Annotated in this window: 21 protein-coding genes; 8 read left to right on the forward strand and 13 right to left on the reverse strand. The window is 75.0% G+C overall.

Annotated elements, in window-relative coordinates; all coding sequences use genetic code 11:
• Positions 1 to 86: 86 nt before the first annotated feature.
• The 7 genes from ACPXCB_RS02395 to rimP form a co-directional block, all read right to left on the reverse strand.
• The gene (locus tag ACPXCB_RS02395) at positions 87 to 1,148 is read right to left on the reverse strand and encodes a DHH family phosphoesterase (RefSeq protein ID WP_425872130.1); all 1,062 of its coding nucleotides are present in this window, start codon (positions 1,146 to 1,148) and stop codon (positions 87 to 89) included.
• A 17-nt stretch (positions 1,149 to 1,165) separates the two neighbouring features.
• Positions 1,166 to 1,660 (reverse strand): 30S ribosome-binding factor RbfA, encoded by a 495-nt coding sequence (rbfA, locus tag ACPXCB_RS02400; protein ID WP_425871726.1) that lies wholly within the window; start codon positions 1,658 to 1,660, stop codon positions 1,166 to 1,168.
• A 158-nt stretch (positions 1,661 to 1,818) separates the two neighbouring features.
• Positions 1,819 to 2,112: a DUF503 domain-containing protein gene (locus ACPXCB_RS02405; RefSeq protein WP_425871729.1), complete on the reverse strand. Its 294-nt coding sequence runs from the start codon at positions 2,110 to 2,112 to the stop codon at positions 1,819 to 1,821.
• Between the two features lie 87 nt (positions 2,113 to 2,199).
• Complete coding sequence (infB, locus tag ACPXCB_RS02410; RefSeq protein ID WP_425871731.1) at positions 2,200 to 5,214, reverse strand: translation initiation factor IF-2; 3,015 nt, start codon at positions 5,212 to 5,214, stop codon at positions 2,200 to 2,202.
• Positions 5,215 to 5,307: 93 nt separating this feature from the next.
• Entirely contained in the window at positions 5,308 to 5,640 is a 333-nt protein-coding gene (locus tag ACPXCB_RS02415; RefSeq protein WP_132232814.1) for a YlxR family protein, read from the reverse strand.
• Positions 5,641 to 5,656: 16 nt separating this feature from the next.
• Positions 5,657 to 6,700: a transcription termination factor NusA gene (gene nusA / locus ACPXCB_RS02420; RefSeq protein ID WP_425871734.1), complete on the reverse strand. Its 1,044-nt coding sequence runs from the start codon at positions 6,698 to 6,700 to the stop codon at positions 5,657 to 5,659.
• Positions 6,697 to 7,398: a ribosome maturation factor RimP gene (rimP, locus tag ACPXCB_RS02425; RefSeq protein WP_425871737.1), complete on the reverse strand. Its 702-nt coding sequence runs from the start codon at positions 7,396 to 7,398 to the stop codon at positions 6,697 to 6,699. Before rimP ends, nusA begins: the two co-directional genes overlap by 4 nt.
• Positions 7,399 to 7,627: 229 nt before the next feature.
• On the opposite strand from rimP, the gene ACPXCB_RS02430 reads away from it, so the two are divergent.
• The 7 genes from ACPXCB_RS02430 to ACPXCB_RS02460 all read left to right on the forward strand — a co-directional run bounded on the left by ACPXCB_RS02430 (position 7,628) and on the right by ACPXCB_RS02460 (position 13,890).
• A complete protein-coding gene (locus tag ACPXCB_RS02430) occupies positions 7,628 to 8,077 on the forward strand; it encodes a hypothetical protein (protein WP_425871740.1) in 450 nt (149 codons plus the stop codon).
• Complete coding sequence (locus tag ACPXCB_RS02435; protein WP_425871743.1) at positions 8,074 to 8,520, forward strand: ferritin-like domain-containing protein; 447 nt, start codon at positions 8,074 to 8,076, stop codon at positions 8,518 to 8,520. Before ACPXCB_RS02430 ends, ACPXCB_RS02435 begins: the two co-directional genes overlap by 4 nt.
• 64 nt (positions 8,521 to 8,584) lie before the next feature.
• A complete protein-coding gene (locus ACPXCB_RS02440; RefSeq protein WP_425871746.1) occupies positions 8,585 to 9,172 on the forward strand; it encodes a PadR family transcriptional regulator in 588 nt (195 codons plus the stop codon).
• On the forward strand, positions 9,169 to 9,927 hold the full coding sequence (locus ACPXCB_RS02445; RefSeq protein WP_425871749.1) for an ABC transporter ATP-binding protein: 759 nt from the start codon (positions 9,169 to 9,171) through the stop codon (positions 9,925 to 9,927). Before ACPXCB_RS02440 ends, ACPXCB_RS02445 begins: the two co-directional genes overlap by 4 nt.
• Positions 9,924 to 12,626 carry an FtsX-like permease family protein gene (locus tag ACPXCB_RS02450; RefSeq protein WP_425871752.1) on the forward strand — a complete coding sequence of 901 codons (2,703 nt, stop codon included), beginning with the start codon at positions 9,924 to 9,926 and terminating at the stop codon, positions 12,624 to 12,626. Before ACPXCB_RS02445 ends, ACPXCB_RS02450 begins: the two co-directional genes overlap by 4 nt.
• Positions 12,627 to 12,654: 28 nt before the next feature.
• Positions 12,655 to 13,155, forward strand: a complete 501-nt coding sequence (locus ACPXCB_RS02455) for a nitroreductase/quinone reductase family protein (RefSeq protein WP_425871755.1) — start codon at positions 12,655 to 12,657, stop codon at positions 13,153 to 13,155.
• Positions 13,156 to 13,164: 9 nt separating this feature from the next.
• Positions 13,165 to 13,890, forward strand: coding sequence for a nucleotidyltransferase domain-containing protein (locus ACPXCB_RS02460; protein WP_425871758.1), 726 nt, complete (start codon positions 13,165 to 13,167; stop codon positions 13,888 to 13,890).
• A 51-nt stretch (positions 13,891 to 13,941) separates the two neighbouring features.
• Here ACPXCB_RS02460 and ACPXCB_RS02465 read toward each other — a convergent pair whose 3' ends face one another.
• Both ACPXCB_RS02465 and map read right to left on the reverse strand, forming a co-directional pair.
• Entirely contained in the window at positions 13,942 to 14,658 is a 717-nt protein-coding gene (locus ACPXCB_RS02465) for a VIT1/CCC1 transporter family protein (protein WP_425871760.1), read from the reverse strand.
• Complete coding sequence (map, locus tag ACPXCB_RS02470) at positions 14,655 to 15,512, reverse strand: type I methionyl aminopeptidase (protein WP_132232796.1); 858 nt, start codon at positions 15,510 to 15,512, stop codon at positions 14,655 to 14,657. Before map ends, ACPXCB_RS02465 begins: the two co-directional genes overlap by 4 nt.
• Before the next feature lie 95 nt (positions 15,513 to 15,607).
• Between map and ACPXCB_RS02475 the strand changes: the two genes are divergently transcribed.
• Positions 15,608 to 15,925 (forward strand): STAS domain-containing protein, encoded by a 318-nt coding sequence (locus ACPXCB_RS02475; protein WP_425871763.1) that lies wholly within the window; start codon positions 15,608 to 15,610, stop codon positions 15,923 to 15,925.
• A gap of 66 nt (positions 15,926 to 15,991) precedes the next feature.
• Here the strand turns inward: ACPXCB_RS02475 and ACPXCB_RS02480 are convergent, their stop codons facing one another.
• The 4 genes from ACPXCB_RS02480 to ACPXCB_RS02495 form a co-directional block, all read right to left on the reverse strand.
• Positions 15,992 to 19,660 carry a SpoIIE family protein phosphatase gene (locus tag ACPXCB_RS02480; RefSeq protein ID WP_425871766.1) on the reverse strand — a complete coding sequence of 1,223 codons (3,669 nt, stop codon included), beginning with the start codon at positions 19,658 to 19,660 and terminating at the stop codon, positions 15,992 to 15,994.
• Positions 19,661 to 19,978: 318 nt separating this feature from the next.
• Positions 19,979 to 20,692 carry a gamma-glutamyl-gamma-aminobutyrate hydrolase family protein gene (locus tag ACPXCB_RS02485; protein WP_425871769.1) on the reverse strand — a complete coding sequence of 238 codons (714 nt, stop codon included), beginning with the start codon at positions 20,690 to 20,692 and terminating at the stop codon, positions 19,979 to 19,981.
• Complete coding sequence (locus tag ACPXCB_RS02490; protein ID WP_425871772.1) at positions 20,689 to 21,456, reverse strand: 3-oxoacyl-ACP reductase; 768 nt, start codon at positions 21,454 to 21,456, stop codon at positions 20,689 to 20,691. Before ACPXCB_RS02490 ends, ACPXCB_RS02485 begins: the two co-directional genes overlap by 4 nt.
• A 4-nt stretch (positions 21,457 to 21,460) precedes the next feature.
• On the reverse strand, positions 21,461 to 22,816 hold the full coding sequence (locus tag ACPXCB_RS02495; RefSeq protein WP_425871775.1) for an aldehyde dehydrogenase family protein: 1,356 nt from the start codon (positions 22,814 to 22,816) through the stop codon (positions 21,461 to 21,463).
• Positions 22,817 to 22,824: the final 8 nt, after the last annotated feature.

Consider the following 22,824-nt stretch of genomic DNA (forward strand, 5'->3'; position numbering starts at 1 on the left):
CGCGATTCTCCCCGTACTCGCCGCAACCGGGAAGACGGACACTCCCCGAGCTCTCCCTGATCTTCGGAGTGCCGGGCCCTTCCGGATCAGAGCCGGCCGGCGCCGGTCAGCGCGCCGTCGAGCTCCGCGCGGATCCGGTCGACGACCTCGTCGACCGTCCCCGAACCGGTGAAGCCGGCGGCGAAGCGGTGCCCACCGCCGCCCAGCGCGACCGCCACCCGGCTGACGTCGACCGCGCCCTTGCTGCGCATCGACACCGCCCAGTCGCCGGTCGGCGTCTGCTTGACCACGCAGCTCACGTCGGCCTCGGCAGTGCACCGGACCGAGTCGATCAGCGCCTCCAGCACGTACGGGCGCTGGTCGTGCCGGGCCAGGTCGTCCTGGGTCGCGTACGTCCACACCAGACCGTGCCCGGCGGCCCCGGCGGGTTCCAGACGGGCCCGGCCGAGCACCTCGCCGAAGAGGCGGACGGCGCCGAACGGCCGGGTGTCGAAGATCCGGCGGGAGATGTCACCGGGCCGGATGCCGGTCGCCACCAGGCGGGCCGCCAGCTGGTGCACCGCCGGGGTGGTCGCCTCGTACCGGAACGAGCCGGTGTCGGTGCTCAGGGCGACGTAGAGACACTCCGCGATCCCGGCGTCCAGCGGGACGCCGAGCCGGGCCAGCAGGCCGTCGGCGACCACCGAGGTGGCCGCCGCGTGCGGGTCCACCAGGTTGATCCGGCCGAAGCGGGTGTTCGACGCGTGATGGTCGAGCACCAGCGCGGCGCCGGCGGTCTCCAGCCGGTCGACCAGGTCACCGAGGCGTGACTCGCTGGCCGCGTCGAAGCAGATCACCAGATCCGGGTCCGGGTACGCCTCGGTCGCCGGCACCAGCAGGTCGAGCCCGGGCAGCCCCCGGAACGGCTCCGGCACCTCCGGCGGGCCGGGGAAGGTCGCCTGCATCCGCCGTACACCCAGCCGACGCAGCCCGAGCCCGAAACCGAGCATGCTGCCCAGCGCGTCCCCGTCCGGGTTGACGTGGCAGATGAGCAGCACCCGCCCGTCCGGCGGCAGGTCCCGCACGGCCGCGACGGCGGCGGCCCAGTCCGCCTCGGTCGGGCCGGAGTCGACCGGTGGCGGCGCCTCGGCGAGGGCGCCACCGGTCATGCCGCTGGAGGGCTCCGTCACCGCGGATCCCCGCCCGGGGGCGGGGTCTCGTCGGCGTCCTCGTCGGCGTCGCGCGCCTCGTCGGCGTCCTCGTCCTCGTCCAGCCGGTACGGCTGGGGCTCGCCCGCGTACTCGGCCCGGGCGGCGATGCGCTGCACCTCGGCGTCGGCGTTGCGGGCCTGGGCGAGCAGGTCGTCGATGTGCTTGACCTGATCCTGCACGTCGTCCAGGACGAAGGTCAGCGTCGGCGAGTGCCGCAGCCCGAGCGCCTTGCCGACGGTGCTGCGCAACATGCCCTTGGCGCTCTCCAGCGCCGCCGCCGTGCCCGCCTGGGCCGCCGCGTCGCCGAGCACCGTGTAGAAGACGGTCGCGTCGCGCAGGTCGGCGGTGATCCGGGCGTCGGTAATGGTGATCATGCCGAGCCGGGGATCCTTGATCTGGCTACGCACCACCGACGCCACCAGTTCACGCACCCGCTCCGCGTGCCGGCGTACCTTGGCCGGATCCGACATCTTCGCCACCTCCACGGCGTCCCGCTCCCGGCCGCCGCCCGGCGACGCGGAGCGCCCCGGAGCCGACGGCCCAACAACTCGAAACACTACCCGCGCGGCCACCCGCACCGCGCGCCGCCGGCACCGTCCCGGCCACCCGGCGGACAGGCGCCGCCGGGTCAGTCCTCTTCGCCGTACAGCCGCCGGCGCACCGAGAGCAACTCGGTCTCCGGCCGGCCGGCCACCAGGCGCTCGCAGGAGTCCAGCACCTCGCGGACGTGCGACGCCTCGGCGGCCACCACGGCCACGGAGATCTCGGCCCGACCGTGCAGGTCGAGCGCTCCCACTTCGGCGGCCGAGACCTCGAAACGGCGCAGCGCCGCCACGATCGGCCGTACGTATGATCTCTTGGCCTTGAGCGACCGGGAGTCGCCCGGCAGCAGCAGGTCGAAGACCGCGGTTCCGGTGAACATCGCCCCGGACGATACCCGCACGACCCCCCACATGATCAAGGGGTTTACGCCTTTCGGCGCAAACCCCTCGATCAGTGGTTCAGCGGATCAGGCGCGAACCTTCTCCCGCATCTCGAAGGTCTCGATGACGTCGCCGACCTGGACGTTGTTGTAACCACCCAGGGTCAGACCACACTCGAAGCCCTCGCGCACCTCCGTGGCGTCGTCCTTGAACCGCTTGAGCGAGCTGACGGTGAGGTTGTCCGCCACCACCGACCCGTCCCGCAGCAGGCGTGCCTTGGCGTTGCGCCGGATGATGCCCGACCGGACGATGCAACCGGAGATGTTGCCGATCTTGGACGAGCGGAAGACGTCGCGGATCTCCGCGGTGCCCAGCTCGACCTCCTCGTACTCCGGCTTGAGCAGGCCCTTGAGCGCGGCCTCGATCTCCTCGATGGCCTGGTAGATCACGGTGTAGTACCGGATCTCCACAGCCTCGCGGTCGGCGATCTCGCGGACCTTGTTGGCGGCCCGCACGTTGAAACCGATGATCGTGACCGGCTCGGACGACGCGCTCGCGAGCATGACGTCGCTCTCGGTGATCGCGCCCACGCCCCGGTGGATGATCCTGAGCTGGACCTCCTCCGGGATGTCGAGGTTGAACAGCGCGTCCTCGAGGGCCTCCACGGAACCGGAGACGTCGCCCTTGAGCACCAGGTTGAGCGAGGTCTTCTCGCCCTCCTTGAGCTGCTCCATGAGCGTCTCGAGGGTGGCCCGGCCGCGGGAGTTGGCGAACGACGCCGCCCGCCGCCGTGCCTGCCGCTGCTCGGCGATCTGGCGCACCGTGCGGTCGTCCTCGGCCGCCAGGAACGTGTCGCCGGCACCGGGCACCGCGGTCAGACCGAGCACCAGGACCGGACGGGCCGGACCTGCCTCGGCGACCTGGTTGCCGTTCTCGTCGAGCATCGCCCGGACCCGGCCGTGCGCCCCACCGGCGACGATGGAGTCGCCCGCCCGCAGGGTGCCCTTCTGCACCAGCACCGTCGCCACCGCACCGCGGCCCTTGTCCAGGTGCGCCTCGATGGCCACACCCTGCGCCGGCCCGTCGATCGGAGCGGTCAGCTCCAGCGACGCGTCGGCGGTCAGCAGGACCGCCTCGAGCAGCTCGTCGATGCCGATGCCCGGCTTCGCCGCCACGTTGACGAACATGGTGTCGCCGCCGTACTCCTCGGCGACCAGGCCGTACTCGGTCAGCTGCTGGCGGACCTTGTCCGGGTTCGCCTCCGGCTTGTCGACCTTGTTGACCGCCACCACGATCGGCACGTCGGCCGCCTTGGCGTGGTTCAACGCCTCGATCGTCTGCGGCATGACACCGTCGTCGGCCGCGACGACGAGCACCACGATGTCGGTGACCTGGGCACCACGGGCACGCATGGCGGTGAACGCCTCGTGACCCGGGGTGTCGATGAAGGTCACCGCGCGGTCCTCGCCCTCGTGCGGCACGTGGACCTGGTAGGCACCGATGTGCTGGGTGATGCCACCCGCCTCGCCGGCCACGACGTTCGCCTTGCGGATCGCGTCGAGCAGCTTGGTCTTACCGTGGTCGACGTGACCCATGACGGTCACGACCGGCGCACGGTCGACCAGGCGGTCCTCCGCGACCTCGGCGTCGAGGTCGATGTTGAACTGCGCGAGCAGCTCGCGGTCCTCGTCCTCCGGGCTGACGATCTGCACGTTGAAGCCGAGGTGCTCACCCAGCAGGAGCAGGGTGTCGTCGGAGCACGACTGGGTCGCCGTGACCATCTCGCCCAGGTTGAACATCTCCTGGACCAGCGAACCCGGGTTGGCGTTGATCTTGTCGGCGAAGTCCGACAGCGAGGCGCCACGGGAGAGCCGGACGACCTGACCCTGACCCCGGGGAGCACCCGAGCTCATGGTCGGGGCCGACAGGTTGTCGAACTCCTGTCTGCGCTGCTTCTTGGACTTGCGACCGCGCGTCGGCCGGCCACCCGGACGCCCGAAGGCACCCGCGGCGCCGCCGCCACGGCCACGACCGCCACCACCCGGACGACCGCCGCCGCCGGCCGGAGCACCCGGACGGAAACCGCCGCCCGGCGCACCGCCGCCGCCACCGGGACCGCCACGGTAGCCACCGCCACCGCCGCCGCCACCGGGACCGCCGCGGAAGCCACCGCCACCGCCGCCGCCACCGGGACCGCCGCGGAAGCCACCGCCAGCGCCGCCGCCACCGGGACGACCCGCGCCGCCACCGGGACCGCGACCGGCGCCACCGGGGCCGGGGCGACCGGTAGCGGGACGCTGGCTCGGCATGGAGGCCGGGCTCGGACGCGGCGGCATGGAGGCCGGGCTCGGACGCGGCGGCATGCCGGCCGGGCTGGGCCGGGGGCCACCCGGACCGGCGGCCGGAGGCCGCTGCTGCTGCTGGCTGCCCTGGATGCCGAACGGGTTGTTACCGGCGCCGCGCGCCGGCGGACGCCCACCCGGACGACCACCCGGGCCCGGCGCCGGCGTGCCGGGACGACCGGCGGCCGGGGAACCCGGGCGGGGCGGCATGGCACCCGGACCCGGTCGGGGACCGGGACGGTTGCCACCGTCCGCCGGGGGCTCCCGACGGACGTTCTCACGCTGCTGCTGCCGAGCGGCCTGGGCGGCCTTGACCGCCGCCTCCTGCTCGGCCTTCAGCGCGGCGGCACGCGCCTCGGCGGCCGCCACCTCGATGTCGTGGGCACTCGCCGGCTTGGCGACCGGGGCCGCGGGCTGCGGCGGACCGGGCACCGGGCCCTTGGGCTTGGGACCGGGCGCCGGCGCGGCCGGCCGCCGGGGCGGCATCGGCCTGGCCGAGACCCGGGGCCCACCGGGGGCCGGGAAGGGCGTCGAGGTCGGGGTCGGGGTCGGCGCCGGGGCGGCCGCCGGTGGGGCGGCCGGTGCCGGAGATCCGGCGGAGGCGACGAATGCGCTACGCAGCCGTCGGGCGACAGGCGCCTCGACGGTGCTGGACGCGGACTTCACGAACTCGCCCATCTCCTTGAGCTTGGCGAGAACGGTCTTGCTTTCGACCCCGAGCTCTTTTGCAAGCTCGTGTACGCGGGCCTTACCTGCCACTGCACTCCTCACTCCGAGGTCGTGCGGGCAGCACCCGCAGCAACCTCACTCGTGCACTTGAAGCCTGGTCATTTCAGGGACTTCATCGTGTGCTCATGTCGGTCGTCCTACCCTGCTAGCGACCCTCGCCCGGTCGGGCTGACCGGACGTAGTGGTTGGCGCATCGACGTGCTCCGCAAGCTCACCGTGGTCGGGGACCCCGGTGAGGCGCAGCGCACGCCCGAAAGCGCGTCGCCGCACCGCTTGCGCGAAGCAGGCCGGATCCGGGTGCATGTTCGCTCCCCGACCCGGCAGCCTGCGGGCCGGATCGGGCCGAAGGCTGTGACCAGCCTCGTCGCCGACCGCGACGATCCGCAGCAATTCGCTGGCCGGCGCACGTCGCCGGCAACCCACACAGGTTCGTTCCGGCAGCGCGCGTCGTACCACTGGAGAAAGTCTACCCCTAGGAGCCCGAGATCGCGCCGCCCGGCTCCGGGACGTGATCAGCTCCGCCCCGGCCGGCGGTCCCGGACTGCTCGGCGTCGGACCGGATGTCGATCCGCCAACCGGTCAACCGGGCAGCAAGTCGGGCGTTCTGCCCCTCCCTGCCGATGGCGAGGGAGAGCTGGAAGTCCGGGACGGTGACCCGGGCGGTGCGGGTGGCCAGGTCGACCACCTCGACCCGCAGGGCCTTGGCCGGCGACAGGGCGTTGCCGACGAATGTCGCCGGGTCGTCCGACCAGTCGATGATGTCGATCTTCTCGCCGTGCAGTTCGCTCATGACGGCCCGTACCCGCTGCCCCATCGGGCCGATGCAGGCGCCCTTGGGGTTGACCCCCTGGGTGGTGGAGCGAACCGCGATCTTCGTACGGTGACCCGCCTCACGTGCGATCGCGCCGATCTCGACCGTGCCGTCGGCGATCTCCGGCACCTCGAGCGCGAAGAGCTTCTTGACCAGCGCCGGGTGCGACCGGGAGAGGGTGATCTGCGGGCCGCGCATCCCCTTGGCCACGTGCACCACCACGCAGCGGATCCGCTCGCCGTGCGCGTAGCGCTCGCCGGGCACCTGCTCGGACTGCGGCAGGACGCCCTCCAGCTTGCCGAGGTCGACGCTGACGATGCCCTTCTCGGTGCGCGTCTCGTGCGCCTGCACCACGCCGGTGACCAGGTCACCCTCGCGGCCCACGTACTCGCCGAAGTGCACCTCGTCGGTGGCCTCCCGCAGTCGCTGGAGGATCACCTGCTTGGCCGTCATGGCGGCGATCCGCCCGAAGTCGTGCGGGGTGTCGTCCCACTCCCGTACGACGGTGCCGTCGTCGTCCAGCTCCTGCGCGTAGACCAGGGCCGCGCCGGACTTGCGGTCGATCTCCACCCGGGCGTGCGACTCCGCCCCCTCGGTGTGCCGGTAGGCGGTCAGCAGCGCGGTCTCGATCGCCGCGAGGATCGTGTCGAACGGGATCTCCCGCTCGCGCTCGAGTGCGCGCAGCGCCGCGAGGTCGATGTTCACCTCTCCTCGTCCTCCACATCATCTTCGTCGTCGAAGTCGTCGGTGTCGTCCATGTCGTCGGGTTCGTCCGTCTCCTCGATCTCGTCGAGGCGGTGGAACTCGACCTGCACCCGGCCGGGGCCGAGCTCTGCGTACGTCCACGCGGCGCGGCCGGCGTCGGTCTCCAGCACCACGCGCTCGTCGTCGGCCTCGACCACCCGGCCGGTGACCTGCCGGTCGCCGGTGGGCTGCTCGGCCCGCTGGCCGGAGGGGGCGCCCGCGCCGCGGGCGGTCACCTTCACCAGCCGGCCGACGTTGCGCCGCCAGTGCCGGGGCAGGGTGAGCGGCCGGTCCACGCCGGGGGAGCTGACCTCCAGCTGGTACTCCCCGGCGACGAGGTCGCCGGAGGCCTCCTCGGCCGCGTCGAGGGCCGCGGAGACGGCCCGGGAGACCTCGGCGACGGCATCCAGGTTGATCCCGCCGTCGGCGTCCACGATCACCTGCACGACGTGCCGCCGGCCGGCCCGGGACACGGAGAGTTCCTCCAGGTCGTAACCGGCGCCGGCAACCACCGGCTCGATCACCTCACGCAGTCGGGCCCGCCGGGCGGCGAGGTCGCCGCGCGGGCCGCCGGCACGCTCCCCGCCCCGTGGGGCGTCGGCGCGTCGGGGTCTCCCCGCCGGACCCGTCGGCCTCGTGGCACGGCCACGCTGCGTCATCTCCGCACCCTCCTGCTGATCGACGGCACCCGGTCGGCCGCCATGCCGGTACGCCACCGGAGCTGACGCGCCGGCGGCTGCGCAGAGCGTAACGCGCCTGCCGCGCGGCGGGCCGGGCGGCGCACCGACGCCGGTCGCCCACGTACGGCCGGTGATGGTGTTGACTTGTCCGGTGGGGACGGGCAGAACGACACGACGCGGCGAGACAACCGGGCATTCCCGGCGAAAGGTGCTACGCGCCGGGGCACTCCTGGCGCTCGGCGGAGCGGCGGCGCCGCTGACCGGCTGCGGCCTCCTCGACCGCGACGACGACCCCGCCCCCGGGCCGGATCCGCTCACGCCCCTGCTCGACGAGTCGCTCCGGCTCGCCGCCGGGCACCGGGACGCCGCCGCCGCGTACCCCGCGCTCGCCGGCCTGCTCACGCCGATCGCCGAGGCGCACCGCGCGCACGCGGCCGAACTGGCCCGGCTCATCGGCGTACCGCTGCCCTCGGCGTCCGCCGCCGGGTCGCCCGCCGCGCCGGGCGACCAGACGGCGGCACGGGCCGCGCTGCGCGAGGACGAACGCGCCGCCCGGGAGGCGGCGACCCGGGCCTGCGCGGCGGCGCCGGCGGAGCGGGCCGCGCTGCTCGCCTCGATCGCCGCCGCCCGGGCCACGCACGTGGAGGCGCTGAGGTGACCGCGCCGACACCGCCGGGGCCGGCCGGGGCGCTGGGCGCGGCGCTCTCCGCCGAGTACGCCGCGATCTGGGCGTACGGGCCCATCGGGGTACGCCTCACCGGCGCCGCCCGGACCGCCGCGAGGGAGGCGGAGGCCGCGCACCGGCGCCGCCGCGACGACCTGATCGTGCAGTTGAGCACCGGCGGCGGGAACGTGCCGCCGGACCGGGCCGGCTACACGCTGCCGTTCCCGGTCACCGACCGGCCGAGCGCGCTGCGGCTGGCCGCCGAGGTGGAGGAGCGCACGGCCGCGTTCTGGCGGGCGGTGGTGCCGGCCACCAGCGGCGCCGACCGGGACAAAGCCCTGGCCGCCCTGGTCGAGTACGCCGTACGGGCCACCCGCTGGCGACGGACGGCCGGGATCACCCCGCTGACGGTGCCGTTCCCGGGCCGACCCGCCTGACCGGACGGCCCTCGACGCCCACTCCGGTTGCGGGTCGCATACCAGGTATGCATACTCCGTTGCCATGTCCATCCGTCACGGGCTGCTCGCCCTGCTCGAACGCGGCCAGATGTACGGCTACCAGCTGCGCGCCGCGTTCGAGGAGTCGACCGGTTCGACCTGGCCGCTGAACATCGGGCAGGTCTACACCACCCTGTCCCGGCTGGAGCGGGACGGGCTGGTCCGGTCGCTGCCCGAGAGCGAGACGGGGCAGCGCCCGTACGAGATCACCGACGCCGGGCGGACGGACCTGGCCCTGTGGTTCGCCACTCCGATCAGCCGGACCGACCGGCCCCGGGACGAGCTGGCGATCAAGCTCGCCCTCGCGCTGACCACCCCCGGGGTGGACGTCCGGTCGGTGGTGCAGACCCAGCGCAGCGCGACCATGCGGACGTTGCAGGAGTTGACCCGGTTGAAGTACGCCAGCGACCGCCCCGAGGACCTGCCGTGGCGGCTGGTGCTGGACGCCATGGTCTTCCAGGCCGAGGCCGAGGTGCGCTGGCTGGACCACTGCGAGAGCAGCCTGGTGCGCTACCGTCCGGCGGAGCCCGGCCGCATCCCGACGACGCCTGCCGAGGCGGTGGACCGGGCGGACGAGGAGGCGCGACGGTGAGCACGGGGAACCGGCCCGCGGACGGGAGCCCGACCACACCGGTGCTGGACGTGCGTGACGTGCACCGCACCCACGGCGCCGGCGCGGCGGCCGTGCACGCGCTGCGCGGGGTGAGCCTCACCGTGCGCGCGGGGGAACTCGTCGCCGTGATGGGACCGTCCGGCTCCGGGAAGTCGACCCTGCTCGCCCTGGCCGGCGGGCTGGACGGCCCGACCGCGGGCGAGGTGTACGTGGAGGGCGAGCCGCTCGGCGCCCTGGACCGGCGGCGGCTGGCCCAGGTGCGGCGCCGCCGCATCGGCTACGTCTTCCAGGACCTCAACCTGCTCGGCAGCCTCAGCGCCGTGGAGAACGTCGCCCTCCCCCTCGAACTCGACGGCACGGGCGTACGCCGGGCCCGCCGCCTCGCGCTGGACGCGCTGGTCGAGGTGGGACTGCCCGAGCTGGGCGACCGCTTCCCCGACCAGCTCTCCGGCGGGCAGCAGCAGCGGGTGGCCATCGCCCGCGCCCTCGTCGGCGAGCGCCGGCTGGTGCTCGCCGACGAGCCGACCGGCGCGCTGGACTCGCAGACCGGCGAGGCGGTGCTGCACCTGCTGCGCCGGCGCGTCGACGCCGGGGCCGCCGCCGTGCTGGTCACCCACGAGGCGCGGCACGCCGCCTGGGCCGACCGGGTGGTCTTCCTGCGCGACGGGGTGCTGGTCGACACGACGGCCCCGCTGGGCAGCGTGGAGCAGCTGCTGAGCGGCAGCGGTCGGTGAGCCCCGGCCGGGGCGGCCGACTCGCCCGGGCGGCCGGCTCCTGGTGGGCCGCGCTGCGCATCGCCCGGCGCGAGGCCCGGCGGGCCCGTGGGCGTACGGCGCTGGTGCTGGCGATGATCACGCTGCCGGTGCTGGTGCTGAGTTTCACCGCGGTGAGCTGGCGGATGTCCGAGCTGACCCCGGTGGAGCGGGCCGACCGCCAGCTCGGCGCGGCCGACGCGGAGCTGAACTGGGTGACGCGGACCCCCCTCGCGCAGAGCACCTGGGCCGAGACCTGGCGTACCGACCCGGACGACGGTCCCTCGGCCGGGCCCGTCACCGCCGGGCAGGTGGCCGCCCTGCTGCCGGCCGGGAGCCGGGTGGTCCCGCTGCGCCGCTGGGTGTCGTTCGACGCCCGGGTCGGCGAGCGGATCGACGACACGCTCACGGGCCGCGCCGTGGACCTCACCGACCCGCTCGGGCGGGGGCTGGTCCGGTTCCACTCGGGACGGGCGCCGGCCGGGCCGGACGAGATCGCGGTCAGCCCGGCGGCCCTGCGCCGCCTCGACACCCGCATCGGCGGCACCGTCACCTCCGGCGACGGCGCCCGCTCCTGGCGGGTGGTCGGGGTGGCCGAGTACCCCGACGACCTGGGCCCGGTGGTGACGCTGCACCCGTCGGAAGGGCGGATGGAGGCCGAACCGGGCACGAGCTGGCTGGTCGACCTGCCCGGCGACCCCGACGAGGAGCTGTTCCGCCGGCTCAACGCCCACGGCGTCCTGGTGCACGCCCGGGTCCCTGCACCGGCGTCGGACACCGTCACGTTCGCGCCGTACGGCCGCTCCGCGATGGACGTGGAGGGGATGAGCATCTCGGTGCTCGTCGGCGGGCTGGGGCTGCTGGAGGTGGTGCTGCTCGTCGGGCCGGCGTTCGCGGTCGGCGTACGGCGGCGGCGCCGGGACCTCGCGCTGGTCGCCGTGGCGGGCGGGGACGACGCCCACCTGCGCCGCATCGTGCTGGCCGACGGCGTGGTGCTGGGTGCCGTCGGCGCCGCCGCCGGGGTCGCGCTGGGCGTCGCCGCCGCGTTCGCCGGCCGCCCACTGGTGGAGCAGCACCTCTTCGGCGTGCGCTTCGGCGCGTACCGCTGCTGGCCGGAGGCCCTCGCGGCGATCGCCGCCGTCGCGGTGCTGGCCGGGGTGCTCGCCGCGCTGGCCCCGGCCTGGACGGCCGCCCGGCAGGACGTGGTGGCGGGGCTGGCCGGCCGGCGCACCCCGCCGGCGCACCGGCGGCGCTGGCTGACCGCGGGAGTGTCGCTGGCCGTCGGCGGGGCGGCGGTGGCCGCGTTCGGGGCGGCCCGGACGGCGCCGGCGGTGATCCTCGCCGGCCTGGTCCTCGGCGAGCTGGGGCTGGTCTTCGCCACCCCGACGCTGGTCGGCCTGCTCGCCCGCCTCGGGCGGTCGCTGCCGCTGGCGCCCCGGATCGCCCTGCGCGACGCCAGCCGCAACCGGTCGTCCACCGCCCCGGCGATCTCCGCCGTGATGGCGGCCGTCGCCGGGAGCGTCGCCATCGGCGTGTACCTGGCCAGCGACGACGCCCGGTCGGCCACGATGTACCGGCCCGCCCTGCCGGCCGGCACCGTGCTGGTGACCAGCCACGGCCCGAACGAGCCGCCCGCCCTGCCCCGGGTCGCCGAGGCGGCCCGCGCCCACCTGGGGGTGCGGGCCGTGGCGCCGCTCGCGGCGCCCGGATGCGGCCCCGACCCCGAGTCCTGCGTGGTCTCGCCGGTGCTGCCGGCCGAGCGCGCCTGCCCGTGGACGCCCGGCGACGGGCTGAGCCCCGCACAGCAGCGCCGGGCCCGCGCGGACGACCGCTGCACGGGGCCGGAGGACCACCTCGGCGGTTACTTCCACGTGGTGGTGGACGACGGCACGGCGCTGCCGGTGCTGACCGGCGCCGCCCCCGCCGACGTCGCCGCCGCCACCGCCGTGCTGCGGGCCGGCGGCGCGGTGGTCACCGATCCGCGCTACGTGCGCGACGGGCGGGTCGACGTCAGGGTGACCCGCCCCGGGCAGGCCCGGCCCGACACCCCGACCAGCACCACCGTCGCCGCGTACCCACTGCCCACCGGGCTGGGCGCGCAGCGGCTGCTGCTCTCCCGGCCGGCCGCCGAGCGGCTCGGGCTGACCGTCCGCCCGCTCGGCTGGGCGATCACCGCCGACGGCGTACCCGACGAGGACCGGCAGGGCCGGTTCGTCGCCGCCGTGCGCCCGCTCGGCGCCCAGGTGGAGATCGAGCGGGGTACGCAGGAGGGCACGGGACGGCCGCTGCTGCTCCTGCTGGCCGCCGCCGCCGGGGTGATCACCCTGGGCGCCGCCGCCATCGCCACCGGGCTGGCGGCGGCCGAGGGGCGGGCCGACCTGTCCACCCTCGCGGCGGTCGGCGCCGGCCCGGGGCTGCGCCGGCTGCTCTCGCTCTGCCAGTCCGGGGTCATCGCCGTGCTGGGCTCCGCGCTCGGCATCGTCGCCGGCCTCGGCTCCGCGTCGATCATCCTGACCGCCCTCAACCGCCGGTACGCCGGCCTGTGGCCGGTCGCGGAGCCGTACCCGGTGGTGGTCCCCTGGACCACGCTCGGCGTCCTGGTGGTGGTGCCGCTGGTCGCGATGCTCGGCGCGGGCTTCTTCACCCGGTCCCGACTGCCGGTCGAGCGACGTCTCGACTGACGGGCCGGGAGCGGGCACACTGGTCGCCGTGCCCGTACTGGGAGCCCTGACCCGCCGTGTCGGTCACCACCGCTGGTTCGGCGCCGCCGTCCGCCTGCTCGTCCCCGCCGACCGGATGGTGGGGCGGCTCACCCGGGGGCGGGTGGTCGCACTCGGGCTCATCCCGTCGCTGGTCATCACGACCACCGGCCGCCGCTCCGGCAAGCCGCGCAGCAATCCGCTGCTCTACGTGCCCGACGGCGACGCGTACGTGGTGGTCGGCTCCAACTTCGGCCAGCTCCACCAGCCCGGCTGGGCGATGAACCTGCGCGCCGATCCGGCCGCCGAGGTGGCCGTCAAGGGCCGTCGCGTCCCGGTGCGCGCCGAGGTCGCCACCGGCGCCGAACGGGACCGCCTCTGGACGCTGCTGGTCACCGAGTGGCCCGCCTACCGGGCGTACGCCCAGCGGGCCGGCGGCCGGGAGATCCTCGTCTTCCGGCTGGTGCCCACCGGGCGCGGCGTGCCGGGCGGGCCGACCGCCCGCGAATAGGCTGGTGCGGTGACCGGCGCCGACGGCGAACCCCACTCCGACGATCCACGGTGGGCGGTGGCCGAGCGGGTCGCCGACGCCGTGCGCCGGCGGTTCCCGGCCGACGTGCTGGCGGTCGCGGTGCACGGCCCGCTCGCCCACGGCGACGACGACGGCGGCGGGGACGGCGAGGTCGGGCTGCTGGTGGTGACGTACCGGCCCGGCGGCGGGCCGTCCCCGGCGACCCGGCGGGTCGACGGCGTGCTGGTCGACCTGACCGTGGCCGGCGCCGACGACTACCTGCGCCAGGCCCGGGTGATCTCCCCGCTCTGGCCGTTGACCGCCGACCGCTACGTCAGCACCCGGGCGCTGCACGACCCCACCGGCTGGCTGCGCACGCTGCGCGACGAGCACCTGGGCCGGCTGGCCCGGGCCCGGCCGGCCGAGTTCAGCACGGCGGCCCGGCGGGCCTGGTACCGGGGCGGCGCGGCGCACGCCCGGGCCGCCCGGCTGGCCGAGTGGTACGAGACCGACCAGGCGCTGCTGATGCTCGGCGAGGCGCGGCTGGCGGCGGCCACGGTCGCCGGCCTGCTCAGCCGCACCTACTTCCGCGACCCGGGCGACGCGGTGCGTCGGACGGGACTGGCGGGCGCGGACATGACCGAGGTGGGCGTCGTCCTGGCCCGCCAGGCGGCCGAGCTGGCGGCCCGGGGCCGCCCCGTCGACGGCACGGTCGACGACCTTCTCGACGGCTGACACCGCGCCGGACGGCGCCCGCCGGGCGCCGGGCGGGCCGGCGCGGGAAGCTCAGCCGAGCCCGCCCTGCACGCCGATGAGGGTGCCGACGAGATACGTGGCGCCGGCCGCCGCCGCGCCGAGCAGGAGCTGACGCAGACCGCCGGACCACCAGGGTCGGGCGGTGAACCGGGCGACCACCGCCCCGGCCACGAAGAGCCCGAGCCCGCCGACCGCGAGCGCCAGCCACAGGCTCGTCGCGCCGAACAGGTACGTCAGCAGCGGCACCAGCGCCCCGACCGAGAAGAACAGGAACGACGAGATCGCGGCGGCCCAGGGGCTGGGCTGCTCGTCCGGGTCGACGCCGAGCTCCTCCCGGACGTGCACCCGCAGCGCCTCCTCCGGGTTACGCCGGACGGCCTGGGCGACCTCCATGGCCAGGTCGGGCGGCAGTCCCCGGGCGATCCACGCCTCGGCCAGCTCGCGCGCCTCCGCCTCGGGGTGCCGCTCCAGCTCGCGACGCTCCTTGGCGACCTCGGCCGCGACCTGTTCGTTCGCCGAGCGGACGCTGGTGTACTCCCCCAGCCCCATCGAGATGGCGCCGGCCACCAGGCCGGCCACGCCGGTGAGCACGACGCTGCGCGGCGACACCCCGCCGCCCGCCACCCCGGCGATCAGGGCGATGTTGGTGACCAGCCCGTCCATCGCCCCGAAGACGGCGGGACGCAGCCAACCGCCGGAGACGTCCGCGTGGTGCGCCTCACGCAGCGCCGCCGGGGTCTCCGTCACGGCAGCGTGAGAATCTCGTGGCCGTCCTCGGTCACCACGATGGTGTGCTCGAACTGGGCCGTCCACCTGCGGTCCTTCGTCACCACGGTCCAGCCGTCGTCCCACATGTCGTACTCGTGGGTGCCGAGGGTGATCATCGGCTCGATGGTGAAGGTCATCCCCGGCTCCATCACGTCCGTGGGGCGGGGGCTGTCGTAGTGCGGCACGTAGAGCCCGCTGTGGAACGCCTCGCCGATCCCGTGGCCGGTGAAGTCGCGCACGACGCCGTAGCCGAAGCGCTTCGCGTACGACTCGATGACCCGGCCGATCACGTTGATCTGGCGGCCCGGGGCGACCGCGCGGATGCCGCGCATCATCGCCTCGTGGGTCCGCTCGACCAGCAGCCGGGCCTCCTCGTCGACCTCGCCCACGCAGAAGGTGGCGTCCGTGTCGCCGTGCACCCCGTCGAGGTACGCGGTCACGTCGACGTTGATGATGTCGCCGTCGGCGAGCACGGTGGAGTCGGGGATGCCGTGGCAGATCACCTCGTTGAGGCTGGTGCAGCAGGACTTCGGGAAGCCCCGGTAGCCCAGCGTCGACGGGTAGGCGCCGTGGTCGCAGAGGAACTCGTGCACGACCCGGTCGATCTCGTCGGTGCTCACGCCGGGCTTGCAGTGCTCGCCGGCGAGCTGGGTGGCCTGCGCCGCGAGCCGACCGGCGACCCGCATCTTCTCGATGGTCTCCGGGGTCTGCACGTGCGAGCCGCGCCACTCCTGGGGACGCTTCTTGCCCACGTACTCCGGGCGGACGATGTGGGCGGGCACGGGCCGCAACGGGGTGAGCGTGCCGGGGGTCAGCGGCGCACGGACGGTCATGACGCGAGTTTATCGCCGCGCCCGGTGGTGACCCCCGCCACCGCCCGCCCGGAGCGGTTGTTGCCGCGCCCGGTCCGCTGTGCGATTGTGGCTCCGTGGATCAAGGGGGCGGTGCGTCTCCCGTCTTCTCCGCCAGCGCGGAGGTCGACGGCGACCACCTCCACGTCCTGGTCACCGGCGAGGTCGACATGGCCACCGCCGACGTCATGTTCCAGACCGCGCTGCGGGAGCCCGCCGAGCGGGTGACGCTCGACCTGCGGGCGGTGACCTTCTTCGACTCGGCGGCCATCCACGCCGTGGTCCGGCTGGCCCAGCACCTTCCCGGCGTGCTCACCGTGCTGCCGTCGCGGCAGGTCCACCGGGTGCTGGACATCTCCGGCCTGAGCGACCAGGCCTGGCTCCGCCCGGCCTGAATCCCCCGCACCCGCCCCGCCCCGCGCCGCACGACCGGCCGCGCGCCGGAGCACCGCCGGGCGCGCTCAGTCCGCCAGCCGCCGGCGCAGCGTCACCTCGGTCCCCTCGGCGCTACGGTGCACCGACAGCTCCCCCAGCGCCTCGATGAGGGACAGTCCCCGCCCCCGGAAGCCCGATCCGGTCGACTCCCGCCACCGGCCGCTGTCGCGCACCGTGGCGACCACCGTCCGGTCGGAGATGGTCACCTCGACGCCGATCGTCGGCTCGGCCGGCTCGACCGGGTGCTCGATGGCGTTGGCGGCCGCCTCGGAGACGGCGACGGTCAGGTCGAACAGGTCCGTCTCGCCGACCTTGTGCGCGACGAGGAAGTCCTCCAGCCGCTTGCGCAACACGCTGAGCCGGGTGGGATCGGCCGGCAGCCGCAGCGCGAACCGGTTGAGTTCCGCCGCCTCCAGGGCGAGCACCGCGACGTCGTCGCGCAACGGCCGCCCGGCGATCCGCTCCACCACGGCGTCGATCAGGTCGGTCACGTGCTCGCCGGGGGTGGCCGCGTCCTCCCGCAGGGTGGCCAGCGCGGCGTCGATGCCGAGCTGCCGGTCCTCGATCAGCCCGTCGGTGTAGAGCAGCAGCCGGCTCCCGGCGGCCAGCTCCCCCTCGACCGTCCGGTAGGCCGTGTCGGGGATCGCCCCGACCGGCGGCCCGAGCGCCCGGTCGTGCAGGAACGCCACATCGTCTCCATGGATCAGCAGCGGGGACGGGTGACCGGCGCTGGCGTACCGCATCCGGCCGGTACGAGGGCTGAACCACAGGCAGAACACCGTCGCGAAGGAGCGGCCCTCGTTGGTGCCGACGAGCCGGTTGAGCCGGGTCAGCGACTCGCCGGGATCGAAGCCCTCCAGGACGTACGCCCGCAGCGCGTTGCGGAGCTGGCCCATCGCGGCGGCTGCCCGTACGCCCTTGCCGACCACGTCGCCGATCGCCAGTACCAGCTCGTCGTCGCCGAGCGCGACGACGTCGTACCAGTCCCCGCCGACCTCCACGTCGGCGCTGCCCGGCAGGTAGCGGCTGGCCACCAGGGCGCCCGGCAGCTGCGGCAGCGACCGGGGCAGCAGGCTGTGCTGGAGCGTGGTGGCGATGCGGTGCTCGGCCTCGTAGAGCTGGGCGTTCTCCAGCCGCACGCCGACCAGCCGGGCGAGCTGGGTGAGCGCGGCCTCGTCGGTGCGGGTCCCGTCGCCGTCCGGACGCCAGACCCGCAGCTCGCCGAGCCGCTCGCCGGCGGTGCCGGTCAGCGGCAGCACGAAGGACGGCTCGATCGAGGCCAGCCTGCCGCCGTCGGCCTCGAAGCGCATCCCGGTGGCCGAGACCACCACCCGGGCGGCCTCGGCGAGGCTCAGGGCGTGCCGCGCGGCGACCTGGAGCACGTCGGCCGTGGAGCGGGCGGTGTTGACCGCGACCGCCGCGTCGGCCAGGGCCCGCAGCCCCCGGATGATCTGACCGCGGAGCTGGCCCAGCTCGACGTTGGCCCGTACCCGGGCGGTCAGCTCCTGGCCGGAGAAGGGCTTGGTGAGGTAGTCGTCGGCGCCGACCGCGAGCCCGGCGACCTCCTCGGCGGAGCCGGCCCGGGCGGAGAGCAGCACGATCGGCAGGTGCCGGGTACGCGGATCCGCGCGCAACGCGGCGACCAGCCCGAACCCGTCGAGCCGGGGCATCATCACGTCGGTCAGCACCAGGTCGAACGAGCCGTCGACGGCGTGCCGCAGCGCCTCCACGCCGTCGGTGACCGCAACCACCTCCCAGGACGGGGAGAGCAGCCGGGTGACGTGCTCGCGCAGGTCGGCGTTGTCGTCGGCGACCAGGATCCGGCCGGCGGCGCCGGTCCCCCGGGCCGAACCGGCACCGTCGGCCGGCCCGGCGGCGCCGGTCCAGAGCGCCGTCTCCGCGACGTAGAGGTCGGCCTGCGCCAGTTCGACCTGCGCCGGCGGGCCGGCGTCGACGACCCGCTCGGCCGGCAGGTGCCCGGCGCCGAACGGCACGGTCACGGTGAACGTGCTGCCCTCGTCGACGCGACTGCGCACGGCCACCTCGCCGCCGTGCATCTCGACCAGCTCGCGGACCAGTGCCAGGCCGATCCCGGTGCCCTCGTGGCTGCGCGAACGCACCCCGGGCACCCGGTGGAAGCGCTCGAAGATCTGCGGCAGTTCCTCCGGCACGATGCCGACGCCGGTGTCGGTGACCTCCAGCCGGGCGGCCCCGTCGACGGCGCGGATCCGCACCCGGATCTCGCCGGCGAAGGTGAACTTCACCGCGTTCGAGACCAGGTTGAGGACGACCTTCTCCCACATGTCCCGGTCCACGAAGACCGGCGCCGGCAGCGGCGGGCAGTCCACGACCAGGCGCAGCCCGGTCCGCTGGGTGGCCGACCGGAACGTGCTGGCCAGGCGGGCGGTGTAGTCGGCGAGGTCGGTGGGCTGGTAGCGGGCGGCCAGCCGCCCGGACTCCAGCCGGGAGAAGTCGAGCACCGTGTTGACCAGTTTGAGCAGCCGCAGCGCGTTGCGGTGCATGGTGGCGAGCCGCTCGGTGTACGCCTCCGGCAGCGCCGGGTCGGCCAGCAGGTCCTCCAGCGGGCCGAGCACCAGGGTCAGCGGGGTGCGGAACTCGTGGCTGACGTTGGCGAAGAAGTGGGTCTTGGCCCGGTCCAGGGCGGCCAGCTCGGCGGCGCGGGAGCGTTCCTGCTCGTACGCCTGCTGCCGCCCGACGGCCCGGGAGAGCTGCGCGGCGACCAGGTCGAAGAAGTCCCGGTACTCGCCGGTGAGCGGCTGTCGGCGGGCGACGCCGACGGCCAGCGCGCCCACGGTCTCGTTCCCGGCGGTGACCGGCAGCACCAGCACCTCACCGGTCGCGTCGGCCGGAGCCTCGGTGAGCAGGTCCGTGACGGCGACGGTGGCGGCGGTGCCGGCGGCGGTGACCTCGGCGAGCCGCGCCGGCGGGGGCGTGGCGACCGCCCGTGGGTCGACACCGCCGCACCCGGTCAGGACCAGGTTCCCGGCCTCGTCGGGCAGGTACACCAGCGAGAACGGCACGTCCGGCCGGTGCCGTTCGAGCACCGCCGCCGCGACCCGGCCCAGCTCGGGCCTGCTGTCCACCTCGGCCAGGTCGGTGCCCAGCTCGGCCAGCAGCCGCAGCCGGCGCTCCCCGACCACCCGGCCCGTGGTCTCGCTGACGATGCAGAAGACACCGGCGACGGTGCCGTCGGCGGCCAGGATCGGGTCGTAGGAGACGTCGAAGTACGTCTCCTCCAGGAAGCCGCGCCGGTCGAGCGGGAAGGGGTGGTCCTGCGCGCGGTACGACCGGCTGTCCCGCCGGACGCCCTCCAGCAGCGGCCCGAGCACGCTCCAGGTCTCCGCCCAGTGCTCGCGGGCCGGCTGGCCCAGCACGTCCGGGTGCTTGCCACCGATCGTGGGGCGGTAGGCGTCGTTGTAGAAGGCGAGCTCGTCCTCGCCCCAGAACATGACGATCTGCGCGCTGGAGGCGAGCATCAGGCCGACCGCCGAGCAGAGCGCCGGCGGCCAGCGGTCCGGGGTGCCGAGCGGATGGGCGGACCAGTCGAGGCGGCCCATCATTTCGCCCATCTCGCCCCCGCCGGCGAAGGCGGCAGCCAGCAACGGGGGAAGATCGACATCCTGGCCCACCTCGGACGGGCAACCCTCGTCCACGCCCCCCTGGGCCGAGCTCATAGTTCCTCCCGCTCCGGCCGTCACCGCCTCGGCCCGGTGATCCGACCGGCCGTGCCCCGCTTGGTACCCCGACGGACGAGCAACGTAACGCATACCGCCCGGCGTGCGCTGTTCACGTCCGCCGCACCGGGCCGCCATCCCCCGGCTGCGGCGTCGCGGGGCCGGGTCCACACAGGACGGCCGGTCACCCGAATCTGGACCAGCGCAGCATTTCAGTCCCGTGCACGGGACGATACGGCCTCGGATGGGCGCCACCCCGGGAGGCGACTGTGATGTGCGACACCCCAACCGCCCGCCGCCACGGTGGAGGGGAGTGTGTCACCGGCGCGCCGGGCCGACCCGGCCTTCCCGGGCGGCCCGGACCAGGGCGGCGATCGGTCGCGGATCGGGCTCGTTCTCCGGGTGCCACTGCACGCCGAGCAGGAAGGGCCGGTGCGGATCCTCGACCGCCTCGACCACCCCGTCGTCGGACCAGCCGGTCACCGCCAGCCGGCCCGGGTCGGCCACCGCCTGGTGGTGGTAGGAGTTGACCCGGTCCACCCCGGCCATCACCGTCGCGGCCAGGCTGGCCGGGGCGAACCGCACGCCGTGCCCGCCGTAGACGCCGGGGGCGGGGCGGTGCAGGTCGTGCCCCACCAGGTCCGGCAGGTGCTGGTGCAGCGCCCCACCGGCGGCGACGGCGAGCAGTTGCATCCCCCGGCAGACCCCGAGCACCGGCAGGTCGGTGTCGAGCGCCGCGGTGAGCAGGGCCAGCTCGCCCGCGTCGCGCCCGGGGCGGCTCTCGGTGCGCGGCGCCGGCGGCTGGCCGTACCGGGCCGGGTCGACGTCCGCGCCGCCGGCCAGGACCAGCCCGTCGAGCACCCGCAGCACGTCCGCGTCGCGGTCGTCCGGGGGCAGCACCACCGCCCGGCCCCCGGCCGCGGTGACCGCCCGGACGTACGCCTCGGGCAGCAGCACCGCCGGCACGTCCCGCCACACGGCCCAGCCGACCGGCTCGACGTACGCGGTGATCCCGATCAGTGGCCGGCTCACAGCGGGGTGACGTACGCGCCGGTGATGCCGCCGTCCACGACGAATTGCGCGGCGGTCATGAAGGACGAGTCGTCGCTGGCCAGGAACGCCACCGCGGCGGCGATCTCCTCCGGCTGGCCGAACCGCCCCATCGGCACGTGCACCAGCCGGCGGGCGGCCCGCTCCGGGTCGGCGGCGAAGAGCTCCAGCAGCAGCGGGGTGGCGACCGGGCCGGGGCAGAGCGCGTTGACCCGGATGCCCTCCCGGGCGAACTGCACGCCCAGCTCCCTGGTCATCGCCAGCACCCCGCCCTTGCTCGCCGTGTACGCGATCTGCGAGGTGGCCGCCCCCATCAGGGCCACGAACGACGCGGTGTTGATGATCGAGCCCTTGCCCTGCCGGCGCATGTGCGGGATGACGTGCTTGCAGCAGAGGTAGACGCTCGTGGTGTTGACCCGCAGCACGCGTTCCCAGGCGTCCAGCCCGGTGGTCAGGATGGAGTCGTCCTCCGGCGGGGAGATGCCGGCGTTGTTGAACGCCACGTCGATGCGTCCGTGCCGCTCGGCCACGCCGTCGTAGAGGTCCCGTACGGCCGCCTCGTCGGCGACGTCGGTGGCGACGAACTCGCCGCCGACCTCCTCGGCGGCCCGCCCACCCGCCTCCGCGTCGACGTCCACGCAGACCACCCGGGCCCCCTCGGCGGCGAACCGCCGCACGGTGGCCAGCCCGATCCCGCTGCCCGCTCCGGTGACCACGGCCACCCGGTCCTCAAGACGACCCCGCACCTGATCACTCCTCCGTTGCGATGAACACGTTCTTGACGTCGGTGAAGGCGTGCAGCGCGTCGGGGCCCAGCTCGCGGCCCAGCCCGGAACGCTTCATCCCGCCGAACGGCGTCCAGTAGCGCACCGAGGAGTGCGAGTTGACGCTGAGGTTGCCCGCCTCCACGGCCCGCGCCACGCGTAGCGCCCGGCCCACGTCCCGCGTCCAGACCGAGCCGGAGAGGCCGTACTCGGTGTCGTTGGCGAGGCGGATCGCGTCGGCCTCGTCGTCGAACGGGAGCACCGAGACGACCGGGCCGAAGATCTCCTCGCGCCAGTGCCGGTCCGCCGTCGATCCGGCGAGCAGCACCGTCGGGGCGTACCAGAAGCCGGGGCCGTCGGGGCGGGAGCCGGTGAAGGCGATCTTCGCCCCGTCGACGTACCCGGCCACCCGGTCCCGCTGGGCGGCGGAGATCAACGGGCCCATCTCGGCCGTGTCCCGGGACGGGTCCTCCACCCGCAGCGCGCGCACCGCCGGTTCGAGCAGCTCCAGGAACCGGTCGTACACCGGCCGCTGGACCAGGATCCGCGACCGGGCGCAGCAGTCCTGGCCGGCGTTGTCGAAGACGGCGTACGGGGCGGTGGCCGCCGCCCGCTCCAGGTCGGCGTCGGCGAAGACGAGGTTGGCGCTCTTGCCGCCCAGCTCCAGGGTCAGCCGCTTCACCTGCGTGGCGCAGCCGGCCATGATCCGGGTGCCCACCTCCGTGGAGCCCGTGAAGCAGACCTTGCGGACGGCGGGATGGGTGACGAACCGCTCCCCCACCACGGACCCGGCGCCCGGCAGCACGGTGAACACGTCGTCGGGCACGCCCGCCTCGCGCGCCAGCTCGGCCAGGCGCAGCGCCGTCAGCGGGGTCAGCTCGGCGGGCTTGAGCACCACGGTGTTGCCGGCCGCGAGCGCCGGCGCGAAGCCCCAGGCGGCGATGGGCATCGGGAAGTTCCACGGCACGATCACCCCGACCACGCCGAGCGGCTCGTGGAACGTCACGTCCAGCCCGCCCGGCACCGGGATCTGCCGCCCGGTCAGCCGCTCGGGCGCGCCCGCGTAGTAGTCGAGGACGTCGCGGACGTTGCCCGCCTCCCACCGCGCGTTGCCGATGGTGTGCCCAGAGTTGCGCACCTCCAGCCGCGCCAGCTCCTCCAGGTGCGCGTCGACCACCGCCGCGAACCGCCGTAACACCCGCGCCCGCTCCCCCGGTGCCACCGCGCGCCACCGCGCGAAGGCCGCGTCCGCCCGCGCGATCGCCGCGTCGGCCTCCTCGACCGACGTGGCGGGCACGAACCCCACGACCTCCCCGGTGGCCGGATCCAGCACCTCGCTCAAGCCCGACC

Source organism: Micromonospora sp. DT62 (genome assembly GCF_049847285.1).
In the GTDB taxonomy this organism is placed as follows: Bacteria; Actinomycetota; Actinomycetes; order Mycobacteriales; family Micromonosporaceae; genus Micromonospora; species Micromonospora reichwaldensis.

Excerpts from the sequence above, each read along its gene's own strand:
- ACPXCB_RS02405 (WP_425871729.1), bottom strand. The coding sequence starts at position 2,112 with ATGTTCACCGGAACCGCGGTCTTCGACCTGCTGCTGCCGGGCGACTCC.
- rimP (WP_425871737.1), bottom strand. The coding sequence starts at position 7,398 with ATGACGCAGCGTGGCCGTGCCACGAGGCCGACGGGTCCGGCGGGGAGA.
- ACPXCB_RS02440 (WP_425871746.1), top strand. The coding sequence starts at position 8,585 with ATGTCCATCCGTCACGGGCTGCTCGCCCTGCTCGAACGCGGCCAGATG.
- rbfA (WP_425871726.1), bottom strand. The coding sequence starts at position 1,660 with ATGTCGGATCCGGCCAAGGTACGCCGGCACGCGGAGCGGGTGCGTGAA.
- ACPXCB_RS02395 (WP_425872130.1), bottom strand. The coding sequence starts at position 1,148 with ATGACCGGTGGCGCCCTCGCCGAGGCGCCGCCACCGGTCGACTCCGGC.
- ACPXCB_RS02480 (WP_425871766.1), bottom strand. The coding sequence starts at position 19,660 with ATGAGCTCGGCCCAGGGGGGCGTGGACGAGGGTTGCCCGTCCGAGGTG.
- map (WP_132232796.1), bottom strand. The coding sequence starts at position 15,512 with ATGACCGTCCGTGCGCCGCTGACCCCCGGCACGCTCACCCCGTTGCGG.